General features: G+C 39.1%; 24 protein-coding genes. 7 read left to right on the top strand and 17 right to left on the bottom strand.

Translation table 11 applies throughout. The features are described from left to right. Positions 1–13: 13 nt before the first annotated feature. The 3 genes from oleC to FCS21_RS05095 are packed head-to-tail and all read left to right on the top strand — an operon-like array spanning position 14 to position 3452. Complete coding sequence (oleC, locus tag FCS21_RS05105; protein ID WP_138621092.1) at positions 14–1870, top strand: olefin beta-lactone synthetase; 1857 nt, start codon at positions 14–16, stop codon at positions 1868–1870. 44 nt (positions 1871–1914) lie between these two features. After that, on the top strand, positions 1915–3021 hold the full coding sequence (oleD, locus tag FCS21_RS05100; RefSeq protein ID WP_246047028.1) for a 2-alkyl-3-oxoalkanoate reductase: 1107 nt from the start codon (positions 1915–1917) through the stop codon (positions 3019–3021). Between the two features lie 17 nt (positions 3022–3038). Beyond that, the gene (locus tag FCS21_RS05095) at positions 3039–3452 is read left to right on the top strand and encodes a thioesterase family protein (protein WP_138621090.1); all 414 of its coding nucleotides are present in this window, start codon (positions 3039–3041) and stop codon (positions 3450–3452) included. Positions 3453–3498: 46 nt separating this feature from the next. On the opposite strand, the gene FCS21_RS05090 is transcribed toward FCS21_RS05095, so the two are convergent. Then, positions 3499–3852, bottom strand: a complete 354-nt coding sequence (locus tag FCS21_RS05090) for a hypothetical protein (RefSeq protein ID WP_138621088.1) — start codon at positions 3850–3852, stop codon at positions 3499–3501. A 245-nt stretch (positions 3853–4097) separates the two neighbouring features. Here FCS21_RS05090 and FCS21_RS05085 point away from each other — a divergent pair, with 245 nt between their 5' ends. Next, entirely contained in the window at positions 4098–4517 is a 420-nt protein-coding gene (locus FCS21_RS05085; RefSeq protein ID WP_138621086.1) for a tetratricopeptide repeat protein, read from the top strand. 88 nt (positions 4518–4605) lie between these two features. Here FCS21_RS05085 and FCS21_RS05080 read toward each other — a convergent pair whose 3' ends face one another. The 13 genes from FCS21_RS05080 to FCS21_RS05020 form a co-directional block, all read right to left on the bottom strand. Further along, positions 4606–5877 (bottom strand): O-acetylhomoserine aminocarboxypropyltransferase/cysteine synthase family protein, encoded by a 1272-nt coding sequence (locus FCS21_RS05080; RefSeq protein WP_138621084.1) that lies wholly within the window; start codon positions 5875–5877, stop codon positions 4606–4608. Between the two features lie 152 nt (positions 5878–6029). Further along, positions 6030–7079, bottom strand: a complete 1050-nt coding sequence (locus tag FCS21_RS05075; RefSeq protein ID WP_138621082.1) for a DUF2955 domain-containing protein — start codon at positions 7077–7079, stop codon at positions 6030–6032. A 10-nt stretch (positions 7080–7089) separates the two neighbouring features. Further along, positions 7090–8154: an HlyD family secretion protein gene (locus FCS21_RS05070; RefSeq protein WP_138621080.1), complete on the bottom strand. Its 1065-nt coding sequence runs from the start codon at positions 8152–8154 to the stop codon at positions 7090–7092. A gap of 119 nt (positions 8155–8273) precedes the next feature. Next, complete coding sequence (locus FCS21_RS05065; protein ID WP_138621078.1) at positions 8274–8696, bottom strand: DUF1090 domain-containing protein; 423 nt, start codon at positions 8694–8696, stop codon at positions 8274–8276. A gap of 79 nt (positions 8697–8775) precedes the next feature. Beyond that, the gene (locus FCS21_RS05060; RefSeq protein ID WP_138621076.1) at positions 8776–9384 is read right to left on the bottom strand and encodes a MepB family protein; all 609 of its coding nucleotides are present in this window, start codon (positions 9382–9384) and stop codon (positions 8776–8778) included. Between the two features lie 68 nt (positions 9385–9452). Next, a complete protein-coding gene (locus FCS21_RS05055; protein WP_138621074.1) occupies positions 9453–10067 on the bottom strand; it encodes a LysE family translocator in 615 nt (204 codons plus the stop codon). A 137-nt stretch (positions 10068–10204) separates the two neighbouring features. Beyond that, complete coding sequence (locus FCS21_RS05050) at positions 10205–10444, bottom strand: CDGSH iron-sulfur domain-containing protein (RefSeq protein WP_138621072.1); 240 nt, start codon at positions 10442–10444, stop codon at positions 10205–10207. Between the two features lie 153 nt (positions 10445–10597). After that, the gene (locus tag FCS21_RS05045) at positions 10598–11002 is read right to left on the bottom strand and encodes a PaaI family thioesterase (RefSeq protein WP_138621070.1); all 405 of its coding nucleotides are present in this window, start codon (positions 11000–11002) and stop codon (positions 10598–10600) included. 109 nt (positions 11003–11111) lie between these two features. After that, positions 11112–11831 carry an SIMPL domain-containing protein gene (locus FCS21_RS05040; protein WP_138621068.1) on the bottom strand — a complete coding sequence of 240 codons (720 nt, stop codon included), beginning with the start codon at positions 11829–11831 and terminating at the stop codon, positions 11112–11114. 47 nt (positions 11832–11878) lie between these two features. After that, entirely contained in the window at positions 11879–12058 is a 180-nt protein-coding gene (locus FCS21_RS05035; protein WP_138621066.1) for a hypothetical protein, read from the bottom strand. A gap of 163 nt (positions 12059–12221) precedes the next feature. Further along, entirely contained in the window at positions 12222–12374 is a 153-nt protein-coding gene (locus FCS21_RS17145; RefSeq protein ID WP_371287215.1) for a DMT family transporter, read from the bottom strand. Between the two features lie 24 nt (positions 12375–12398). Next, the gene (locus tag FCS21_RS05025; RefSeq protein WP_138621064.1) at positions 12399–13061 is read right to left on the bottom strand and encodes an NADPH-dependent FMN reductase; all 663 of its coding nucleotides are present in this window, start codon (positions 13059–13061) and stop codon (positions 12399–12401) included. Between the two features lie 129 nt (positions 13062–13190). Next, the gene (locus FCS21_RS05020) at positions 13191–14081 is read right to left on the bottom strand and encodes a dienelactone hydrolase family protein (protein ID WP_138621062.1); all 891 of its coding nucleotides are present in this window, start codon (positions 14079–14081) and stop codon (positions 13191–13193) included. A 247-nt stretch (positions 14082–14328) separates the two neighbouring features. On the opposite strand from FCS21_RS05020, the gene FCS21_RS05015 reads away from it, so the two are divergent. Next, on the top strand, positions 14329–15885 hold the full coding sequence (locus FCS21_RS05015; RefSeq protein ID WP_138621060.1) for an AbgT family transporter: 1557 nt from the start codon (positions 14329–14331) through the stop codon (positions 15883–15885). 148 nt (positions 15886–16033) lie between these two features. Here FCS21_RS05015 and FCS21_RS05010 read toward each other — a convergent pair whose 3' ends face one another. Beyond that, complete coding sequence (locus FCS21_RS05010; RefSeq protein ID WP_371287214.1) at positions 16034–16495, bottom strand: lipocalin family protein; 462 nt, start codon at positions 16493–16495, stop codon at positions 16034–16036. 257 nt (positions 16496–16752) lie between these two features. Here FCS21_RS05010 and FCS21_RS05005 point away from each other — a divergent pair, with 257 nt between their 5' ends. Beyond that, on the top strand, positions 16753–17733 hold the full coding sequence (locus tag FCS21_RS05005; RefSeq protein ID WP_138621056.1) for a transposase: 981 nt from the start codon (positions 16753–16755) through the stop codon (positions 17731–17733). Between the two features lie 798 nt (positions 17734–18531). Continuing rightward, complete coding sequence (locus tag FCS21_RS05000; RefSeq protein WP_138621054.1) at positions 18532–19896, top strand: L-cystine transporter; 1365 nt, start codon at positions 18532–18534, stop codon at positions 19894–19896. Between the two features lie 305 nt (positions 19897–20201). Here FCS21_RS05000 and FCS21_RS04995 read toward each other — a convergent pair whose 3' ends face one another. Next, on the bottom strand, positions 20202–21842 hold the full coding sequence (locus FCS21_RS04995; protein WP_171035635.1) for a methyl-accepting chemotaxis protein: 1641 nt from the start codon (positions 21840–21842) through the stop codon (positions 20202–20204). Between the two features lie 403 nt (positions 21843–22245). Beyond that, a complete protein-coding gene (locus FCS21_RS04990; protein ID WP_138621050.1) occupies positions 22246–23295 on the bottom strand; it encodes an acyltransferase in 1050 nt (349 codons plus the stop codon). Between the last annotated feature and the right edge of the window lie 100 nt (positions 23296–23395).

The raw sequence follows: 23395 nt of genomic DNA, 5'->3' as shown, positions 1-23395 counted from the left end.
AGAGATACCTAGAATGGCCCCAGCGATAACTAAGTCAACAATAACGACAAAAAAAGCGACTCAAAAAACACCTGAAACCGTGGTTAATCAAGCTAACTTATGTCGCCACCTTGCGCATGCTGCAATAGCAACGCCTTCTGCACTTGCTGTTGCGGTACAAAAAAGTCGGCGCGGCACGCTAACTTATCAAGAAATTGATTTTGCAAGCTTACACCAGCGCAGTGATAACATTGCTTATGCGCTAACCGCTTACGGAATTAAGTCAGGCATGAAAGCGGTGTTGATGGTTACGCCCAGTATTGATTTTTTTGCCCTGACCTTTGCGTTATTTAAAGCCGGTATTGTCCCTATTTTAGTTGACCCAGGTATGGGCATTAAAAATCTAAAACAATGTTTTGCTCAATCCTCTCCTGACGCCTTTATTGGCATTGCTAAAGCTCACCTAGCTAGAGTGTTATTTGCTTGGGGTAAAAATACGGTAAAAAAATGCTTAACGGTAACGGAAGGCGGCACGGGCGACAATGTGCTTGCTGCGCTTATTGGCGGTATGAGCTTAACCACGCTGTTAACTCGTTATCCAGCACCTGATCAAACACCTTCATTTGACATGGTAAAGCTAAGTGATAATGCTATGGCAGCCATTTTATTTACCAGCGGCAGTACTGGTACGCCAAAAGGCGTAGTTTATAGTCACAAAATGTTTGAAGCACAAATTACCGCCTTAAAAGACGATTATACGATTGAACCCGGTGAACGCGATTTAGCGACTTTTCCGTTGTTTTCCTTATTCGGCCCGGCATTAGGTATGGCTTCTATTGTGCCTGATATGGATGCCAGTAAACCAATAAAGGCGAACCCAGAACATATTTTTGCCGCCATAGAAAAGTATCAATGCACTAATTTATTTGCTAACCCAGCGTTGATAGAAGTATTAGGGCAGGCGGGTAGTCTTTCAGGTAATACTGAAGGTGTCGCCGCGAATACTTTACCGACCAACACTCGCCAAACGCCTAAAATACAGGCCAAAAAACCAGTAAAACTGAGTAGCTTAAAGCGCGTTATTTCCGCTGGTGCGCCAGCAACGTTACCGTCAATAGCACGCTTTAGTCAATTACTTGATGAAAATGTGCCTGTCTTAACTTCTTATGGGGCAACTGAAGCGCTACCCTTGACTAAAATTGCTAGTGCCGATTTACTAGCAACCAGTGATATTACTGATAACGGCGGCGGTATTTGTGTTGGAGTAGCAGTACAGGGTGTTGATATTAATATTATTGAGATCACTGAAGAGGTGATTGATACATGGCATGAAGACTTAGCCTTACCTGCGAATACTATTGGTGAAATCGTGGTCAAAGGCGATATGGTTAGTCAGCAATATTATCAAGACGATGAAGCTACCGCGCGCGCTAAAATTTTCGACCAAGATGTCAGTGGTGCAAGTGCTAATGCTCAGTTAGTGCGTCATCGAATGGGCGATGTCGGTTATTTTGATGATACGGGGCGATTATGGATGTGTGGGCGTAAAGCGCACCGCGTTGAAACCAAAAAAAGTACTTTATTTTCTATTCCTTGTGAACGCATATTTAATACTCACAGTGATGTAAAACGTAGCGCTTTAGTGGCAGTGACTATTCGTTATCAAAACTTGCCTGTACTGTGTGTTGAGCTAACGGATGAAGCGAAAAATAATAAAAATTTTGATGAGTCAGCGCTTTTTTCAGCCTTAAAAGTACTCGCGTTATCGCATAAACAAACCTTTACCATCTCGCACTTTTTAATTCATGACGATTTTCCGGTCGATATCCGTCATAACGCGAAAATATTTCGTGAAAAACTGGCAGTGTGGGCACAAGCAGAGCTTGAATAAGTTATTAATTTTAATGAAAATACCCTTTAATGATGAGTGAGCCTATGCAAAGCCGTAGCCAGAGCAACAGCGATATTGTTGATGCTTTTAATCAAGCGGTTCAACAGCCACTTAGTGATCTTGCTAGGCAAACTAACCATGTTTTTGTCACGGGGGCGGGGGGGTTTTTAGGTCAGGCGATTTGTCGCTTATTGCGTATGGCTGATATAAAAGTGACCGGTTTTGCCCGAGGAAGTTATCCTGAACTTAGCCAGATGGGCGTTACTATGGTACAAGGCGATATCACTGACTTGGCTGCGCTTAAAACGGCGATGCAATCATGCGATTTAGTTTTTCATGTTGCCGCTAAAGCAGGCGTTTGGGGCAGTAAAGATGATTATTTTAAGCCAAATGTGCAAGGCGCTGAAAATATTATTCATGCTTGCCAAACACTGGGCATTACTCGCTTAGTTTATACCAGTACGCCAAGTGTTACTTTTGCCGGCGTTGATGAAGCAGGTATTGATGAGTCACAACCCTACGCCGAGAATTTTTTAAATTATTACGGTGAATCTAAAGCACTGGCAGAGCAACTGGTCCTAGCCGCATCAGCTAATACAAATGCTAATAATATAGAAAATAAGCATTTAAAAACAGTGGCGCTGCGTCCGCATTTAATTTGGGGACCAAACGATCCGCATCTTGTTCCTCGGGTGTTAGCACGCGCTCGCACAGGTAAACTTAAATTAGTGGGTAAAGAAGATAAGCTGGTTGATACTATTTTTGTTGATAATGCGGCATACGCTCATATTTTAGCCGCGCTGGCGTTGTCAAAGCCGCAGCCAACTTGCACAGGTAAAGCGTATTTTATTAGTAACGATCAGCCCATTACTATGGCGGCTATGCTTAATAACATTCTTCACTGTGTTAATTTACCGCCAGTGACAAAACGAGTCCCTAGTGGTATTGCTTATGCTGTTGGTGCAACGCTTGAGTGTTTTTATAAAGCCTTACATAAGCAACAAGAGCCAATAATGACGCGCTTTGTTGCCAAACAACTCTCTACTAGTCACTACTTTGATATTAGCGCGGCTAAAAAAGATTTAGGTTATACGGCACTGATTTCGATAAAAGCCGGCATGAAACTTCTTAAAGCCTCTTTAGTAAGTTAGGAGCTTATACAAGCATTATGAGTAAAATATACCACCACAGCGTACAAATATATTATGAAGATACCGACCATTCAGGTGTGGTATATCACCCCAATTTTCTTAAATATTTTGAGCGTGCCCGTGAGCATGTCATTGATAGCGACAGGTTGGCAACGCTATGGCAAGAAAAAGGGTTAGGTTTTGCTGTTTATAAAGCTAACTTAACCTTTCAAGATGGGGTTGAGTTTGCTGAAATTTGCGATGTTCGCACGAGTTACCAATTTGATGGTAAATATAAAACCTTATGGCGACAAGAGTTGTGGCGACCTAATGCCAGCAAAGCCGCGGTTATTGGTGATATTGAGATGGTGTGTTTAGATAAACAAAAGCGCTTACAGCCAATACCTGAAGAAATACTAACGCCACTTTCTACAGATTTTTTTAGCGATTAGCGATGTACTGCTTATGGCTAATTGCTGCTTTTAGTTGTTTTTAGGCTTATTCACCATTGCTTAGCAAGCTGTCCTTAGCAATATCACTGGTAAAGGTGATATTGGCTGAAATCAATGTTTTTTCAATAAATTCAATAATATCTTCACTTTGGCTTTCATCAATTAATTGACCGCCACAGCGTTCATTTAAATCAGAGAGTGCCGATAGTAGTATATCTACATGGTCTTTAGCGCTAACATCCGTTTGTGGTTCAGACTCGATAGCGGCCATAAAGGCTAATAGGCTTGTTATACAAGATCTAACATCTTCTGAGCTATAGGTGAGTGCTTGTTCACTTTCATTGTTAATTTCGATGAAATCTAACATGTCATATTGAATGCTTTTTAGTAAGCTTTTCACTTAATGCTCCGTGTTGTTGGCTTATTTATATCTATCACTACTGTGTCTAAATACACCTTGGTAATGATAATTATTAATCAGCAATTATATCAGCGACAGTCAGCGAGTCTAGTTTGTTGCTTAATATTTTTTATTGTCATTGAAATTCTACACTTTCTAAGGAAACTGCTATAATCGCGCCAATATCTTTATCAAGTCATTTTTATTCGATAAATAAGTATCAAACACATCAGCCAAGGTAAGCCATGAACACTAAAATATACAAACAGGTACACACGTTAGCGAAAGAACTCATGCATGCAGTGAATAGAAAAAATCAATTGCGCTTTGATGAATGTTACGCCGAGTTAAAGCAAGTATGTGAAGATAATGAAGACACAGATAAAGATCATCCAGTGCAATGGGAAACATTGGCCGATTTTACCGACGATTTTGATTTAGCTATTTCCATTTATGAAAAAGCTTTAGCTAAAGCACAAGCGATTAACTCTAAAGACTTTTTGTCTTCTATCGCCTTTGCTATTGCTTCACTACAAGTCGAGTTAGGTGATACAGCAAGTGCTATTAAGCATTTAGAAAGTGCTCAAATCAACAGCAATAAAATAGCCGATAAAGACTTAAAAGCAGAAATAGAAGCGTTATTAATCAGTTTACAAGAAGCGTAAAAAGTAACGTAATAAAATATAGGTAAGACGATGATTAATGCGGCAATAGCAGATTAATCATCGTTTAGCTTGTTCCTTCGAGCTAAAGCTAGACTTTATCTAGCGCTTGGCTAACATCGGCAATAATGTCGTCGATATGTTCAATACCTACAGATATTCTGATCAAATCAGCACTCACACCAGCAGCGGCAAGCTCTTTATCATTGAGCTGTCTATGCGTGGTCGAAGCAGGGTGACAAGCAAGCGATTTTGCATCGCCAATATTCACTAAGCGTAAAATCATCTGTAGTGCATCAATAAATTTAGTGCCTGATGCTATACCGCCAGCAATGCCAAAACTTAAAATACCCGAGGCTTTACCCGAGGTGATTTTTTGACAATTACTGTGGTGCGGACTATCAGGTAAGGCGGCATAATTAACCCATTGCACTTTAGGGTGCTGTTTAAGGTAAGCGGCCAGTTTTTCAGCATTTTCACAATGACGATCCATACGCAAGCCTAGCGTTTCAAGTCCTTGGAGAATTTGAAAAGAGTTCATCGGTGAGATGGCCGCGCCAGTATTTCGTAATGGACCCACTCGACAGCGGCCTATGTAAGCAGCGTCGCCTAATGCTTCAGTATATACTACGCCATGATAAGCAGGATCGGGCTCATTAAGTACCGGGAAGCGCGCTTTATTAGCAACCCAGTCAAACTTACCTGAGTCGATAATAGCGCCGCCAATTGACGTGCCATGACCACCAATGTATTTAGTGAGTGAATGCACAACAATATCGGCACCTAATTCAAACGGGCGACATAAATAAGGCGTAGCGACGGTATTATCAACAATTAATGGCACACCATGTTTATGGGCAATATCAGCTAAACGAGCAATATCAACTACGTTACCAGCAGGATTACCGATAGATTCACAAAAAACAGCTTTGGTTTTATCATCAATAGATTGCTCAAACTTGTCAAAATCATCGTGATTTACCATGCGCGCTTCAATGCCTTGTCTAGGTAAAGCATGAGCAAATAAATTATAAGTACCACCATAGAGTTCGCTGGTACTAACAATATTATCACCAGCTTCACAAATACACTGTAGCGCATAGGTAATAGCGGCCATACCAGAGGCAACACAAACCGCACCAATACCACCTTCCATTGCGGCAATGCGTTTTTCGAGCACATCAGTGGTTGGATTCATAATGCGGGTATAAATATTACCCTGTACTTTAAGGTCAAATAAATCAGCGCCGTGCTGGGTATCATCAAAAGTATAAGAGGTTGTTTGATAAATAGGGACAGCGGCCGCTTTCGTGGTTTCTTCTGATTTATAGCCTTCATGCAACGCTATTGATTCTAGTTTCATTACGTTTATTTCCATGGTTAAAGTGTCAATTAAATGAGTTCTATTTTGATAAGTTCGTTTGCTATTAGCTCTGTGGTTCAATAATAAGGCAAGTCAGCTTAGTACTAATAGTGATAATAATCAATGTGGTATTGGTTATATCAGTTTGACCATTAAACATAGGTATGATGACGCGTTGCGCTAAAGCGATTAAGTAAATGGTGCAGAATATATACCATAGATAAGCTGGCAATAATGGCGACAGACACCGAGCTAAAACGATATAAAGCACTGTAAACTAAATCTTGTCCTGGCCCTAAAGACTGGCCAAATAAAATACCAAAAGTGGTTAGCACACCAAAACCAATACCTGGACCACCGCCGCCTAAAATATGAAAACGAGCAAAAATCAACGATAAAATCCATAAAATTAACACGGGAAATAACAGGAAATCGGTATGGTTATAAAGCAATAATTGTGACAACAACGCCGCTGTACAGCCTATTAAGGTACCAATAGCACGATGCCAGCCGGCCATGCCTGCTGTTTTCCAGCACAATGACAGCAATACCAGTATTGACGAAGATTGCGCCGAAATAGAGTCTTGTAAGTTAAATACCTGAAAAACGATAAAAGAGAGTGTTGCAACCGTTGAGCATAATAAGACTTCATGGCGAATACTTGCTTTACTTTTTACAGGCATTGTTCGTATAGGCCGCTTGACAACATCAGGAAATAAACCATGCATAAGGGCTGCAATAATTACAGTGGTAACAATGGCTAAAATATTACTGATAATAAGCGGATAAATACTACTGGTTTGGTCAATATAACTAGAAAAGTGCAATTGAATGGACAAACTCACAAGACCTAAAGCGCCAAATAAAAAAGCGCCGCCATTGCTCATTTGATGAAATAAAATACAAAAGGCACCAAACACTACAATGATCATTAACACGGGTATATGTGAGAAGTAGCCTTGTATTATTAATACCGAAAAAGCACTAAAGGCTGCGGAGGCAAAAAACTGACGAATAGAGCTCATTGTTAGTGTTGGTACCATGCCTAATAACAACATAGGATAAATAGTAAAAAATATCCCATAGGGCCAATCCATTACTTTACTTAACGCAAAACCAATAGTACAACCGGTAGCAATGCGCAATGCTTGGCGTAAACCATTAGCGTCTAATTGAGGTTGTTCGCTGGCAACTTGAGTCATAGAGCTTCTCTTAATAAATGTAATGTAACCAGCTAATCACTCTAATTTGCAGCGAACCAAACCACTGACCAATGACTGATTCAGGCAATAACTGCACCGTGGCACGAGCACCACTTGGCATATTGCTAATTAATGTTGCATGATCAAGTAGCGCTAAATGAATGCGTTGACGTTGAGCATCACGTACCCAGCGATTGCTAGTTTCAGGGGTCGTAAGTAAACCATCAGCGTTTAATTGACCAGTGCTAACCCCAGCTTCAAAAGTGACGATTTTTGCATCAAATACTTCACCTGGGCGGCTATCAAATACTACCTTAGCTAAGCTACCCAATTTCATGTTAAGTAATGATTTTTCTCTAAAGTCGGCAATTAAATCGGCTTTTTTTGATACTACCGCTAATAAAGGTTTACCGGCAACGGCATAGGCACCATCAAGTAATTGTAAGTTAGCAACAACGCCGTCACTTAATGCGCGTACCTGGGTGTACGATAAATTAAGCTCAGCTTGCGCTAGCTGGTTGGCAGCATGGCGTATGGCTAAATTTTGTTTACCTAATTCACCACGGGCTAACACCGCTTCGGCGAGTTGCGCCTCTAAGGCAGCTTCATTTGCCTTGCTTACTTCAAAGTTAGCGCGAATACTTTCAAGTACTTGTTCGGATATAGCGTTTTGTTGATAGAGCTTTTCGCTGCGTTGTTTTAAAAGTGTTTGTTCATGCTGCATTGCTTTTGCCGCACTGATTTTTGCTTCAATGGCTTTAATGTTGGTATCCAAACGTTTATTTTGCAGTTCGGCATCATCAAGCATTAACCTTGCTTGCTCTACGGCTAACTTATAAGGGAGTTGGTCTATAACAAAGAATACATCGCCAGCTTGTACCGCTTGATTATTCTTTACTAGCACATTGGTTACTTGACCACTTATTTGTGGTGATATTTGTACTACCGGATGATACACCCGTGCCTGTGGTGTTACAGGTAAAAAAATATCTGCGACTAAGTAATAGATAAATATTAAGAAAAACCCTATTAAAGAGCGTTTTACATAACGGGTAAATTTTTCATCTGGTGTCATTTACTAGTCTCACTGTTAACCGAGTTATTGTAATGGTAGGAGGAATACCCAAGGGAGTAATAAGTTAGTTTTATGGGAATTAGTTAGCTTTGTTAAGTGAACTGAGCCTAACATTACCCTTAATCCAAAGCAGACAATTCACTTTCCAGCTGCATTACTCTGTTTGTCTTTTGATTAATTTTTTCTTGGTACTTGCGAACCTTATCTGCTTTATTATCTTTCTGTGCTCGCCTAAGGTCTTTTTCATCGTCAAGGATTTCTTTTCTTTCTTCTTCAATCTCTTCGATTAACTCTTCCCTAATGCCTTTATTAGTACAGTGACTTTTTGCTTCTTTTAAGGCTTTTGTTAAACCAGCCACTTTATCGCTTTGGTCTGCTTGCGTTGCGATATTTAGTTGCTTTTCTATTTCACAGAACTTCTTTTTACAGCCTTTTAAGACTTCACAACCAGAGGATGCTAACGCTGTTATTGGGGTTGCTAGTAGTAATCCTGTAAAAATAATTGTCGGTATGGTTAACGTACCATCTGCTTTTTTAAACATGGCTATTTTCCTATAATGTTAAGGTCGCTAACGCAGTAAAAATTGTTAGTATTATGGTGTGTTATTTGCCTAGCCCATTTTATTTGAGCAGTTTATGTAGTTTATCGGCATCGATAAAGCCCTGTTCATCTATGTTGATAAAGTAGTGTAATTGCCAACCTTGTGTTTTTTTAGCGGAGTTGGATAAAAGCTTAGTTCCTACTCGTCCACGATCTTGACTCCACGGCGGAAAAACTCTAAATGCTGTTTTTCCTTTCCTTTTATTTGAGTCTACAATGCCTTTTTCAATTAATAATGTCACAGGAAAAATAAATAAGCCATATGGTTTGTTATCGTATTGACCATCATCAAGTAGCCCTTGATTTACTGGACTCGGGCTAGGTAATTCTACTTTAATAAATAAGTAATCGAGATCGGTATCAGCTAATGGTACAGGTTTGTTAATGGTATTGTGCGCCGTTAAAAGCGGACGCTGCCAAAGCGTTAAAAAAGCGCCAGGTCTATCTGGCGTCTGCTTAGCTTTACGATAAACGATATTTTTATTATTGAGCGCAAAAGACAATGCGTCATAGGCTGAATTTTGAGGAATTACATCAACTTCAACCAGTTTAGTGAGTATATAGCCGGCAGGAGCAAAGGCATTAACTAAAAGAGTGGTTAATTTATCATGAAAGATTTTGCTTGCCAAATTACACTCATTATTTTTTTGTTAGTTATTGTAACCTACTGTTAGTTTGTGTTTAATGTGCTTAATTTTTAGTGAATATAGTGAATAACTAACTCTTGTAATACGGGGAGTACTGATAAAAATAATAACAAAGCCATGGTTAAATTAAATACTTTTTGATGTTTGCTCGATTTAAGATACTTTTTAAGACTAGCACCAAAATAAAGCCACATACCCACACAAGGAAAAGCAACAATAAAAAAAGCTAAGGCAATGTAACTCACTTGCATAAAAACATCAGCTGACACCGAAGTATAAGCAGACACCGCACCGGTTGCCATAACCCATGCTTTAGGGTTAACCCATTGAAAAAATGCTGCCTGGATAAAGCTTAAGGGTTGTGCTTTTTTACTGTCTAGCGAGGAAGGTGAAGACGCGGCAATAAGCCAGGCTAAATAGAGCAAATAGATAACACCGAGTACTTTGATTATTTCATGCAATAATGGGTATTTTTCAAAAATAACGCTAAAACCTAAACCAACGAGAATAACCATGGCAGGAAAGCCAAAGCAAATACCTAATAAATGTGGCGTACTATTTTTAATACCGTAATTTAGCCCTGAAGCCATTATCATGATATTATTCGGACCAGGCGTTATAGTGGTTGATGCGGCAAATAATAAAATAGTGAGGTAAAACTCCATAGGGGATCGTTCTCTTGTTGATTTATTTTGGCTATATAAATATAGCGCTTAACAGCGTTAAACTACGCTCAATAGTGTTAGTGAAAAATAATGGTTAATTGAATGACAACAACGAGTTATTGCCATTCAGGACTTTATCATGCCGATTGATGACTACCATCACACAAAGGTTGCGAAGCCGTTGACTTACAGCCACAAAAGTAGACTTTTTTAGATTCTGTAGCGGTAAATCTTACCGGTGAAAAATCAGACCCTTTATGAGAACCATCGCAAAAAGGTTGTTTTTTACTTTCACCACAAGAACACCATGCGTATTTTTTACCTGCTTCTACCTCTACTGCATAAGGTGTGTCGGATGCACGTACTGGATTAGACATAATAACTCTCCATCATTTTATAAGATAACTCGGATTAATTAATCCGTTGGTATAACTTACTTTTGTGTCAATAATACGTTGAGAATGTACTGAGCTAATATACTTAATCACTGTAGCATACATTGTGCGCATGGTAATACGTTAATGAGCTTGTTAGTCTTGAGGGATAGAGTAGGTACCTACTACGTGAGCGACAGGCTTATCATCTCCTGCAGAATACAAGGATACTTCACCAACAGCGAGTTTTTTACCCACTTTGAGTAGATTACAGTGGGCAATAATATCTTTTTTTGCTGAAGGTTTTCTCATAAAGTTAATGGTTAAGCTTGTGGTAACGGTTTGTGAAACAATGCCTATTTCACCTAAAATAGCAATGTATAAAGCACAATCTGCAATGGTCATTAACGTAGGGCCAGACACAGTGCCTCCTGGCCTTAACTCGTCAAACCCTATAGCATGCCTTATTGTTGCCGACTGCTTACCAATAGCATCAATAGTGCACTTAGCTTGAGGAAAGTCTGTTTTGATAAAGTCTTCAATTTCTTGCTTAGTCGCCACAATAGTGCTCCGAAAAAATAGCGCGCCTAAAAGTGATACTCAAGTCACTGCAAGCGCTACCTTGAGTATGCTTTAGCGAGTAATGACCAAAGCAACTCTTTTTATGGTGTTAATCTGAAAGGTAATAAGCAACAGTTGATACCACTCTTACTTTTTTAATATGTGGATTGTTTTTGTCTCGGGCATTAATACTAAACTGGCCTTGAGACGCCGATTTTATTTTACCTAATACACTTTTAGAATCTTCGGCAAACTTCTCTGCAACCTCACGCGCTTTTCGAGTCGCTTCTTCAATCATTTTAGGTTTTACTTCATTTAAACGAGCAAAAATATACTCAATTTGTGATTGGTAATTATCACCCGTAAACACGATACCTTGCTTACCTAAACTTGACATTTTCCCCATTACCGCGCGTACCGCGTTAATATTTTTTGAATAAACAGTAACGGTTTGTGAGGCAGTATACCTAAACTCAGCTCTGCTTTGGCTACCATATTGTTGCGCCGATTTGTCTGTAATGGCAGGAGAAGAATACGATATTGCTGTTGCTTCAATGCCTTCACTAATCAAAAAACTTTTGATTTTTTGCGTGTTACTATCAATAGATTGATACATCTGTTCAAGATTATTACTTGCAGTACTAAATTGAATAGGCCAAATAACAATATCTGCTTTGTATTCTCGTTCAGATAAGCCCTTAACGGTAACGGTTCGCTCATATTCTTTAACACTAATAGCGGCATTAGCCAGTAAATAGCCCAAAGAAGATAGGCCAATCACTAAACACAGACCGAGAATGATGGCGCTGCTTTTATTTAAATGCACGATAAATTTCCCTTTAACATAACGTTATTATTGATCACTGATAGTGTGCATTAACTGCAACAATCGCCATCGCTTGAGCGACCACCTAACAAATGAAAATACTTACCTCGTCGGTACCCACGTAACACACCTAAGGCGATAAAAAACACAAAGCCCCCAATAGCAGGGGAGTTGATAAAAAACAGAAATATACTTAACGCGAGTAAAATAACACCAATAACTAGTTGCACTAATTTTCCTTAAATAATTGTAATCATTAACACTGAGATTAATTCGTTTGCTATAAAAATGAGCCGCACTAAAACTAAAACCTACACAAAAGCCAAACTTGAATAAAAGCAATAGCTTAAAGTAGAATGACAGAAAGTCACTTTTTTGTCTTGTTAAACTTTGTTATGAACTCGTGGTTAAGGCAGACACTAATTCTACCCCAACAGTACCTGAAACTATTAACAGTAAACATAAGATGTTTAATAGGTCTTTTGATTCATCAAAAAGAAACATGCTCAATATTGTCACGCCTATCGCACCAATTCCTGCCCAGATACCATCGACTGTGCTAATAAGCTACTAAGGCGCATTTCGATCCGAGGGCGTTATTTTAAAATCTCTAACTAGAGTATGAGGATCAATCTTCTTCTTATGCTCACTCGTGGCCTGAGCCCACCAAACCATCTGATTGAAAGCTCGACCAAAGTAATCAAACCAAGAGGCTTGATCTTCATTTACTTGCATTGAACCATTGTCGGTAAAGACTTCTTGCGCTTTAGGCACATGAATCATCGCCGATACCGGAAGGCAGCCAAGCTCGGAAAGAAATGTTCGCATACCCACAGCAGCACGCATGCCACCCCATTGACCCGCAGAGTAGGTTACTATGGCACTGGGTTTGTAAGAAAACAACGAACTACCAAAATGATTTAACAGGTTAGTTAGGGCAGGGCTTATGGAATGATTATATTCTGGACTAATCATAATAAAGCCATCACTAGACTTAATTTTTTTTGCTAACGCATCAAGCGCTAATGGGGCTTTATTTTGAGGGTAAGAAAAGTGTGGTTTAAATACCGGCTCTAATGGGTAGTCTAAAGCGTCAATTAACTCAAATTCATGTTCGCCATCATATAGATGAGTTAAACACTCAATACAGGCACTCGATACTCGCAAGCCAAGTCTGGCAGGTTTGGGGGGCGTACTATCACGTACTGTGCCCAAAAAAAGTAAAAATTTCATTTATAATACTCTCAGTGTTAGTTTTATAGTGTGAGGCATCAGCAGAGCCTCATTGTTTTTTCTCCTCAAAGACTCTATTACCCTAGTCGGTATGTTGGCATTTCAAGAGTAGTCAACTTGCATTCTACACTAAGTTAAGTTTTTATTAAAAAATGCAATGGTGCGTTGCCAAGCGAGCTCTGCATTTTTTTCATCATATCGAGCGGTTGAATCATTATGAAAACCATGGTTAGCGCCCTTGTACATGTGCATTATATATTCGACATTGTTGGCTTTTAAGTCTTGCTCGTATTCAGGCCATGAATCGTTAACACGTTTATCTAGCTCGCCTAGTTGTATCATCAGGGGGGCTTTAATATTTTTACGCAAGCTTTTACTGGCAGGCGTACCATAAAACGGCACACCAGCACTAAGAAGGTTTGCATCAACCGCCGCTAAGTAATTAACCATATAACCACCAAAACAAAAGCCAACGGCACCTAATTTTCCGTTGCTATTAGCATGCGTCTTTAAAAAGTGTGCGGCGGCTAAAAAGTCGTTTTGTATTTTAGCTTTATCCATCGTTTTTTGCATCGCGCGTCCTTCATCGTCGTTCCCTGGGTAACCCCCTAAAGAAAATAACGCATCAGGTGCAAAGGCGATAAAGCCCTTTTTAGCTAAACGTCTTGCAACGTCTTTAACATATGGGTTTAGCCCACGATTTTCGTGTATGACCAGTACAACAGGAAGAGTAGTGTCTACATTGCTAGGTACAACGAGATAACCTCTGCCTTTGCCGTGTCCATTAGGTGAATCAAACTCTTCATAGGTTGCTTTTATATCTTCATCATTAAACGATACCTGCTCTGCCAAGGCATAATTAGGCAATAAAGCAGAGGTTAAGGCACTCATCGTAAAACCAAGAGTAGCCAAGCCAGCGAGCTTTCTCATAAAAGTGCGTCGGTCCATTAGCCCATGTGCATATTCATCATACCAATCGAACGCGTCTTGAGGGATATGATCGGGTTGTCGAGGATTCATAGTTACACCTTCGTTGTAAAGTAATGAGTAGTTTTTATATCATAATGTAATAGCAGTAAATAATTTATTAGGCAATATATGACTTACTTGTCGTTAATATTATTGGTTACATAGTCTTTGCATAGAGTAGCTAGACACTATTCAACGTACTTTTTGGTGATTTAAACGTAAAGTAATAAGCGCTCAATTTACTGTTAGCTAAGGATGCTATATTGTAAGTAAAAATGAATATAGAGACTGTTAAATAATGACTCATAATGAACCGACATTGCCTATGGGGTTAATTGCGCGATTTTTAAATTTTGTTGAAAGGGTAGGTAATAAACTACCCGATCCAGCCATTATCTTTTTATTTGCGATGTTACTAATCTGGGTAGTGTCGTGGTGGTTTTCAGGGGTTAGCTTTGATGCCATAGACCCACGCACAGGCGAAGCTATTATTATTAATAATATGCTAGCAAGTGACTCACTCGCTAGTTTTTTATCTTCTATGGTAAAAACATTTACCGGCTTTGCGCCTTTAGGTGTGGTGTTAGTGGCTATGCTAGGTGTTGGTGTAGCTGAGCATTCGGGCTTTATTAATACGGGCCTTAAACTCATGCTTAAAGTGACACCTAAAAAGCTGTTAACGCCGTCTATTATTTTAGTGGCTATTATGAGTCATACTGCCACCGATGCCGGTTATGTATTAGTTATTCCATTAGCAGGGGTAATATTTTATGCTGCTGGGCGTCATCCGCTAGCAGGTATTGCCGCAGCATTTGCGGGTGTAAGTGGTGGCTTTGGTGCCAATTTTATTCCTTCTGGCATTGACCCATTATTGCAAAGCTTTACCCAAAGCGCGGCACAAATAATTAATCCTACCATGACGGTTAACCCGTTAAATAACTGGGCGTTTACCTCAGCCTCTAGCTTATTCATTGTGCTGCTTGGTTGGTATATTACCGATAAAATTATTGAGCCACGGTTACAAAAAACAGCTGTAGATGGCACTAAAGAAGACCTACCAGCATTTGAAGATGCCCGTAGCGACGAAAAACGTGCCTTTATCATTGCCAGTACGGTTATGATTGCTGGTCTTGTTTTACTGGCTTATGTATCAGTGCCAAGTGATTCAGCATTAAGGAGCAGTGACGGTTCGTTAACTAACTTTAGCTCGCCATTAATGCAATCTATCGTGCCGTTAATCTTCTTACTTTTTTGGATACCTGGGGCAGTATACGGCTTTACAATAGGCACCTTTAAAAGCTCTAAAGACATGATAGATGCCATGAGTAAAGCAATGGGAGGCATGGCTTATTATATTGTGATGGCTTTTTTCTGTTCATTATTTATTGCCGCATTTAGCAAATCAAACTTAGGTGCATTATTAGCGATTGAAGGCGCGCAGTTATTAAAAGCAATGGCGTTACCCAGTGCAGTAACTGTGGTTGGTATTATCTTTTTGACGGGCTTTGTTAACTTGTTTGTTGGCTCAAGTTCAGCTAAGTGGGCATTGCTTGGTCCAATATTTGTGCCTATGCTAATGCAACTAGGTATTTCGCCAGATTTAAGCCAAGCGGCTTATCGTGTTGGTGATTCTAGCTCTAATATTATTACGCCGTTAATGCCATATTTCCCGTTAGTGGTTGTTTACTGTCAAAAATATGTGAAAGATACTGGCATAGGCACTTTAATTGCCATTATGCTACCGTATTCAATCGCCTTTATGATTGGCTGGAGCTTATTTTTATTAGGCTACTGGGCACTTGGTATACCGCTTGGACTTGATGCGAGTTATGTTTATCCTGCCGTTACGCCGTAAAAACAGATTAGGTCAGTCATAGTAAGCTCTGTTGGAAAATAGCTAGAACAGGATGTCATGCGTTCTACGAAGAAAAATAACAGTTGATTAAAATAAACGCAGCATAAAAATCAACTGTTATTTGTACTTTTTAACGATATGTTAGGTCTTATTTTTGCGATACAAATATTAGGTTGTTTGTATTAAAGCCACGTTCTTTTGACATAAGTATAAACTTTTCAATGATTTCTGGTTTTACGGTAGGTGTTTTGGATAATAGCCAAAGATAATCTACATTAGGCCCTGAAACAAAGGCGTATTGATAATTTTCGCGTTCTAGTTCAAAAATAACATATGAACCGTAAAAAGGCCCAAAGAACGAAACTTTTAAATACCCTTCGGTATTTTCATTGACAAAATAAGCTTTACCCTCTGCTTCTGTCCATTTATTTTCATTATCAGAAAAGCCCCGATTTATCACTAAAACACTGCCATCATCTTTTACTGTGTATTGAGCAGTCACTCGACTCAAGCCTCTTTCAAAAGAATGGTCAAGTCGTGCAATCTCATACCATTTACCTTTATATTTATTGACGTCAAAATTAGATATTGGCTTTACAGAATTTGGCATACCTAAACAGCCCGTTAGCAGAAAAAAAACGATGATTAATGATATGATTTTCAAGAGATACCCCTAATGCTTAGACAATGACTTCTATATAAAATAGCCTGATATTATAAGATATAACAGGCTTTTAATTAACTTAGATACCAATAATGCCTTTTTATCATGCCACCTTTTTATCATGCCACCCATAACAACCTGTCTATATTTCACTCAATGCACTAGACTTACTTTACCTTTTCTCACTTAGTTTGGTGATTGTCATGGCGAAGCCTCGTTCACAACAAATTAGTTTATTGGATACGCCTTATTATCATCTTTGCAGTCGCACGGTACGTAAGGCGTTTTTATGTGGGGTAGATAAGGAGACGGGTGTCAGTTTTGAACACAGGCGTAGCTGGATTGAAAAGCGACTGTTTCAATTATCTCAAGTCTTTGCTATCGATATTTGTGCTCATGCGGTGATGCATAATCATTTACATTTAGTGTTGCATGTTGATAGTGAGCAAGTGAAGCGCTGGTCAACTGATGAGGTGTTAATGCGCTGGCATCAGTTATTTAAAGGCACATTACTCACCCAACAATATGCTAAAAAACAACCCCTTGATAAGTTTCAACTCGCCATAGTTGAAAGCACCGCGAAGGTTTACAAACATCGGTTAATTGATATCAGCTGGTTTATGCGCTCACTCAATGAGCCGATAGCACGCCAAGCGAACCGAGAAGACAACTGTACAGGGCACTTTTGGGAAGGGCGCTTTACATCCCAAGCACTGCTCGATGAAGGGGCGTTATTATCGTGTATGGCTTATGTTGATTTAAACCCAGTACGGGCAGCGATTGCGCCGACGCCTGAGCAATCTGATTTCACCAGTATTCAATTGCGTATCAAAGCCGCCATTAAAGGCGAGCAACCAGCAAGGTTATTTCCCTTTGTTGGTAATGCACATCAAACCCAAGGCAAGGGTATTTGTTTTAGTTTACAAGACTATTTAACACTGGTTGATGAAACAGGGCGAGTACTTAGCGAAGATAAACGCGGCGTAATCAATGCAGAGGTAACCGATATTCTAAGCAGACTTCACCTCAGTGATGAAAGTTGGTTAAAATTAACCAATGATTTTGAAGCTATCTTCACTGGTGCGGTAGGTACTGTCGAGCACTTATGTGAATTTAGTGCGCATGTGGGTCTGCAGCGCACTCATGGCATAGCGAATGCTAAAGCCTGCTTGAATAGCGCATAACGCTCGCATAACGCTCGCATAACTCTCTTTATTAATGTTAGCCAATTTAAGGTTACGTTATCCGTAACAATCTCTCTACGAGTAAAATTCAATAATTTAGTCAGCTTATCGGACAATTTATCGGACAAAAGGCGTTGTTGAGTCAAAACCTCACTCAATAAGCGGTAAACTTGGCAAAATAGACAACAGCAGTGTGTTATTGTGACGAGTTTTTATCATGGGTGGCATACTAAATTAGTAGGTACTGTCGAGCACTTATGTGAATTTAGTGCGCATGTGGGTCTGCAGCGCACTCATGGCATAGCGAATGCTAAAGCCTGCTTGAATAGCGCATAACGCTCGCATAACTCTCTTTATTAATGTTAGCCAATTTAAGGTTACGTTATCCGTAACAATCTCTCTACGAGTAAAATTCAATAATTTAGTCAGCTTATCGGACAATTTATCGGACAAAAGGCGTTGTTGAGTCAAAACCTCACTCAATAAGCGGTGAACTTGGCAAAATAGACAACAGCAGTGTGTTATTGTGACGAGTTTTTATCATGGGTGGCATACTAAATTGTGACGAGTTTTTATCATGGGTGGCATACTAAATTCTAAATTAGCATACTAAATTAGCATACTAAATTAGCATACTAAATTCCATATTTTAGTCTAAATTATGAGACTAAATCGGTAAAATTCTCAGAGGGAATAAGATGTATCAATTTCGTCTAAGCCATAGTGCAAGCGTGCTTTATTAAATAAGTACTATGCGTTAGAGTGCCGCGCTAAATCACAGCTTCCCAAGAAGGTACTATGTCGATCGCTGTATTATTAATGCTCGCTTTATTTGCAGGCTTACTTTTCTCTATCTATCTTTTTTCAAAAAAAAGTAAAACCTTATCACGCACTGTGCTCTTCGGCCTTATCGTCGGTAGTGTATTTGGTTTAGTCTTACAGTTTGTATTTGCTGAACAATCACAAGCTGCCCAAGAGGTTTTAAATTGGGTTTCCGTTGTTGGCAAAGGCTATGTTAGTCTTTTGAAAATGGTTATTATGCCCTTGGTACTGGTGTTTATGATTGCTGCGGTAGTCAAACTTGAAGACCAGGGTTCGTTGGGTAAGATTTCATTTGTCAGTATTTCTATTTTGTTGATCACCACCGCCATATCAGCATTGGTTGGGATCGCTGTAACCTATGGTTTTGATTTGAGTATAGATACCTTAGTGGCGGGTACGCGTGAAACAGCACAAATGTCTACTATACAAAATAAAGCAGCTACCGTTGCCGATTTGACAGTACCACAAATGCTGCTCAGTTTTATTCCAGAAAACCCATTTGCCGACTTAAGTAATCAACGTTCAACTTCAATTATTGCGGTAGTTATTTTTGGGGTTTTAGTTGGCATAGCCGCCCGTAAAGTAATGCTTGAGCGCAGTGAACTTGCAGCACCTATTCGTACGGGTGTAAATGCTTTACAAGCGACAATAATGAATTTGGTTAAAATGGTTATAGCCCTAACGCCTTATGGTGTAGCTGGACTAATGACAAATGTCGTTGCCAATTCAAGTGGTAACGATATTCTTAACTTACTCTCGTTTATTGTCGCCTCTTATGTTGCTATTTTGCTCATGTTTATTGTGCACGGCATATTATTGAGCCTAGTCGGGGTTAACCCAAAAGAATACTTTATTAAAATTTGGCCAGTGTTAACTTTTGCGTTTACTTCACGCAGTTCAGCCGCTTCAATCCCAATGAATATTGACGTACAAGTTAATCAACTTAAGGTACCACCAGCTATTGCTAATTTATCAGCATCTTTTGGCGCAACCATAGGTCAAAATGGTTGTGCTGGTATTTATCCTGCTATGCTTGCTATGATGGTTGCGCCTAGCGTTGGTATTGACCCAATCACGATAGAGTTTATATTACCCTTAGTTGGTATCGTTGTGATCAGCTCTTTTGGCATTGCAGGCGTCGGTGGCGGTGCTACTTTTGCGGCATTAGTCGTACTACCAACCATGGGGCTGCCTATAGAAATAGTCGCTTTACTTATCTCAATAGAACCATTAATTGATATGGCTCGCACTTCATTAAATGTCTCAGGAGCAATGGTCTCAGGAGTTATTACCAGTAAAGTCATGAAAGTACCACTACCTAATACATCAGCTTTAGATTAACTTACAGAACTTATGGCAACTTGAAAACTTATCGGGCCTAAAACTTATCATGCCAGCCATAATAAGGTACTCAATAAGCGGTTAAATTTGTCAAATAGACAACTTAAGTGTGACATTGTTATTTGTTATTATCATGGGTGGCATGATAAATTGTTATTATCATGGGTGGCATGATAAATTAGCATGACATTGTTATTTGTTATTATCATGGGTGGCATGATAAATTGTCATGTTATTATCATGGGTGGCATGATAAATTATAGCGATTAAGCGAGGTGATATTCGCTTAATTCTAGTCCCTCAATTTACGCGTGTTTTGCTGATAAGGTAAACTGTTGAATGTTATCCGTCATCCTCGTCGCAAGCTGAGCTAACTCTTCACTTGCTATCGCGGTTTGTTCACCACCCGTGGCCGTTTCCTCAGAGATTTGACTGATATTGTTTATATTGCGATTTACCTCTTCTGCTACCGATGATTGCTGCTCTGAAGCAACCGCTATTTGACTAGCCATGGCATCAATGTGTTCTACCGCGGTCAATATATTAGCCAAGGCTTGTTCTGCTTCATTGGTTTGTTCTTCAACTAAATCAGCCGCCTGTTTACTTTCTTTCATCGCTTTTACCGCAGATAAAGAGCCCGCTTGCAGTTCACTGATCACTTGATGAATTTCGTTAGTCGACTCATGGGTACGTGATGATAAACTGCGTACCTCATCGGCAACTACCGCAAAACCACGTCCTTGCTCACCGGCTCTAGCGGCTTCAATAGCAGCATTTAAGGCCAGTAAGTTAGTTTGCTCAGCAATCCCGCTAATAACGGTCAAAATTGAAGAAATATTAGCCGTTTGTTTTTCTAAGTTATAAATTAACGACTCTGCGGAGTTTAACTTACCTACCAAGTCTTGTACTGACTGCTTAGTTACTAACAACACTGACTTACCCGTATTGGTTGCATTTGAAGCACCATGGGTCGCTTGTGCCGCTTCACTGGTATTATTGGCTACTTCATGTACTGTGGCTGACATTTGTGTCATCGCACTGGCCACTTGTAGCGTTTCACTTTTTTGTGATTCCAAGCTCATTAACGTTTGGTTGGTTGTCGCCGATAATTCAGTTGATGAACTGGCTACTTGATGCGCCGCAGAAAGCATTTCAGCCAGGGTATTATTAAAACTATCTAACATTGAGTTTAATGCTCTGCCCATATCAGCAAGTTCATCTTTACCCTCAGCAGAGGCTCTAAGACTCAAATCCTTGGTCTCAGAAATCAAAATCAATTGGTTTTCTATAGTCTCTAACGGTTCAATAATCGAAGACGATACTTTATAAACACAGCCAATAAGCACCAGTAGTACCACGAAAGTTGACACACCTGCGGCTTTTAACTCATCTAAATATAACGCATCAATATCATCGGTATAAAGCCCAGTTGCGACGCCCCAACCCCAAGGAGCATAAAATTTACCATACGATGTTTTACTAACCGGTTCACTTTCTCCAGCTCTAGGCCAAACATAATTAACAAAGCTTTCGCCTGATTGCACAGACTCATCGATCATATTCTTAAAAAACGGCACACCATTAGCGCCGACAAGATTCTCTTGTGAGCTTTTTTCTAGTGAGGCGTCTCTAGGGTGCATAACCATATTATATTGCTGATCAAATAAGAAAAAGTATTCACCTTTACCATAAGTTAATGCCGCGATAGACTTTTTAGCATTAAGCTGAGCTTGCGCTAGTGAAATCTTGTTTTGTTTTACCAGAGCGTCTTGTTCAGTAATAATTGAATAAGCAACCTCTGTAATATTTTTCAACTCACTTCGCTTATTGTCATTCAAACTGGTCCAAAGATCATTCAAACTAACGGTTTTACTGCTAATAACCGCCAGTATCGCAACTGCAATAATTAACATCAATTTTGTTTTTATAGTTAACAGACGAAACATATTAATAAACATCCTATTCAATAAATAAGGTAGAAGCCACAGTCTACCTAGTTATACCATGACAAGATAAACATATAGATAAAATATCGTTGTTTGTTGATGTGAATCAACGAAGACTATAGTAGCGGTAAAAGCTTTGATCATATGGCGTTTATCAAGTCACCTGACAATATCTCAATTGAGTTATGAGAAAAAGGTAATAAATGACTACCGCAAGAGCCTTGTAAGAAGTATCAGAAATTATCTGGCCACCCATAATAAAGTGCTCAATGTCACACTTAAGTTTGTCAAATAGACAACTTAAGTGTGACATTGTTATTATCATGGGTGGCTTGATAAATTGTGTAGCGAACCGAAAGGTAGCTAATTGTTATGTGTCTTTGTTGATTTCTGGTATTTTTGGCTAGGGCGCTATTAGTTTTAGTACGGGGATTTTTTTTATTATAAATATGATGAAAAATGATAACGTAAATACAAAGAATGATGTTAATGGAATATACAATAACGGATCACCTGAAAATGCTGACAATTGAAACCCTAGATCTCCATTCTTGAACAAATAAAGAAATACAGGGTGAACTAAATAGATCCCAAAACTACAAGAACTTATAATCTTAATGATTTTACTAATTGAAATCATCTGAAATAACTTACTATTAATTGCGAGGTATTTTATTAAAATAAAACAGGAACCAGCGGCAAGAACTGTATTAGGGGCTAAGTAAGAGTACAAATACCCTGAAAAAACACCTTCATTTTTCATTGTCAAATAATAAGTACCTATAACAGTCACAGAAACAAGTGACAGGTACAAAATACATGAAATTATAAATACCTTTGTTGATACCTCTTTTTTACCTAATAAAAATCCTAAGACAAAATAGCCTATAAAACCCGATATAGAATTTAAATCTATTTTACTATCAATACCACTAACTTTTTCAATGAAAGGTATTATTGATACGGCTAAAAACCAAATGATACAGTAATAAATTAGGAGTTTATTATCCGCAGAGTTTGTGATTTTCCTTAAAATCGGCACAAATAAATATAGCCCAATCAGAGCATACAAAAACCAGAGATGATAATAACTAGGAATTAAGACTAAACTGTATAAATGCCAAAACGTGAGTGGGGAGTCATTTTCAATAAAACTACGCCATAATACAAAAAATAGAGACCAAAATACTATCGGGATAAACAACTTACTAAATCGTTTAGAAAAATACAAAGGTAAAGCTTCATCTTTTTGTAGTAATAAAAATCCTGAAACCATAAAAAACAAAGGCACACAGACTCTCACCAGAGAATCATAAACATTCCCGATAAACCAGTAATTCAATGGTAATTCATTGTACTTATTAAGTAACGGAGCAGCTGAATGTAGAAAAACGACCATAAAACACGCAATAGCGCGGATATAATCGACCCAAATTATTTGTGTGTTTTTCAATTTAGCTCCTAAACCTGAACAATACGGGCGCCCTAGACACAATGACTCCCCGCGAGGTGCTAGCCTCTATACATGGGGTAGTTTTACAAACCAGAGCCAT

Source organism: Colwellia ponticola (genome assembly GCF_005885605.1).
GTDB lineage: Bacteria > Pseudomonadota > Gammaproteobacteria > Enterobacterales > Alteromonadaceae > Colwellia > Colwellia ponticola.
The sequence above is the reverse complement of the archived record's forward strand: the minus strand, read 5'-3'. Positions and strand labels throughout refer to the sequence as shown.

What these genes read in the sequence shown, in the direction of transcription:
- FCS21_RS05085 (WP_138621086.1), top strand. Translation starts at nt 4,098, where the DNA reads ATGAACACTAAAATATACAAACAGGTACACACGTTAGCGAAAGAACTC.
- FCS21_RS05075 (WP_138621082.1), bottom strand. Translation starts at nt 7,079, where the DNA reads ATGACTCAAGTTGCCAGCGAACAACCTCAATTAGACGCTAATGGTTTA.
- FCS21_RS05000 (WP_138621054.1), top strand. Translation starts at nt 18,532, where the DNA reads ATGTCGATCGCTGTATTATTAATGCTCGCTTTATTTGCAGGCTTACTT.
- FCS21_RS05025 (WP_138621064.1), bottom strand. Translation starts at nt 13,061, where the DNA reads ATGAAATTTTTACTTTTTTTGGGCACAGTACGTGATAGTACGCCCCCC.
- oleC (WP_138621092.1), top strand. Translation starts at nt 14, where the DNA reads ATGGCCCCAGCGATAACTAAGTCAACAATAACGACAAAAAAAGCGACT.
- FCS21_RS05010 (WP_371287214.1), bottom strand. Translation starts at nt 16,495, where the DNA reads ATGCCAAATTCTGTAAAGCCAATATCTAATTTTGACGTCAATAAATAT.
- FCS21_RS05005 (WP_138621056.1), top strand. Translation starts at nt 16,753, where the DNA reads ATGGCGAAGCCTCGTTCACAACAAATTAGTTTATTGGATACGCCTTAT.
- FCS21_RS05020 (WP_138621062.1), bottom strand. Translation starts at nt 14,081, where the DNA reads ATGAATCCTCGACAACCCGATCATATCCCTCAAGACGCGTTCGATTGG.
- FCS21_RS05070 (WP_138621080.1), bottom strand. Translation starts at nt 8,154, where the DNA reads ATGACACCAGATGAAAAATTTACCCGTTATGTAAAACGCTCTTTAATA.
- FCS21_RS05095 (WP_138621090.1), top strand. Translation starts at nt 3,039, where the DNA reads ATGAGTAAAATATACCACCACAGCGTACAAATATATTATGAAGATACC.
- oleD (WP_246047028.1), top strand. Translation starts at nt 1,915, where the DNA reads ATGCAAAGCCGTAGCCAGAGCAACAGCGATATTGTTGATGCTTTTAAT.
- FCS21_RS05065 (WP_138621078.1), bottom strand. Translation starts at nt 8,696, where the DNA reads ATGTTTAAAAAAGCAGATGGTACGTTAACCATACCGACAATTATTTTT.
- FCS21_RS05050 (WP_138621072.1), bottom strand. Translation starts at nt 10,444, where the DNA reads ATGTCTAATCCAGTACGTGCATCCGACACACCTTATGCAGTAGAGGTA.
- FCS21_RS04995 (WP_171035635.1), bottom strand. Translation starts at nt 21,842, where the DNA reads ATGTTTCGTCTGTTAACTATAAAAACAAAATTGATGTTAATTATTGCA.
- FCS21_RS05080 (WP_138621084.1), bottom strand. Translation starts at nt 5,877, where the DNA reads ATGAAACTAGAATCAATAGCGTTGCATGAAGGCTATAAATCAGAAGAA.
- FCS21_RS05015 (WP_138621060.1), top strand. Translation starts at nt 14,329, where the DNA reads ATGACTCATAATGAACCGACATTGCCTATGGGGTTAATTGCGCGATTT.
- FCS21_RS05055 (WP_138621074.1), bottom strand. Translation starts at nt 10,067, where the DNA reads ATGGAGTTTTACCTCACTATTTTATTATTTGCCGCATCAACCACTATA.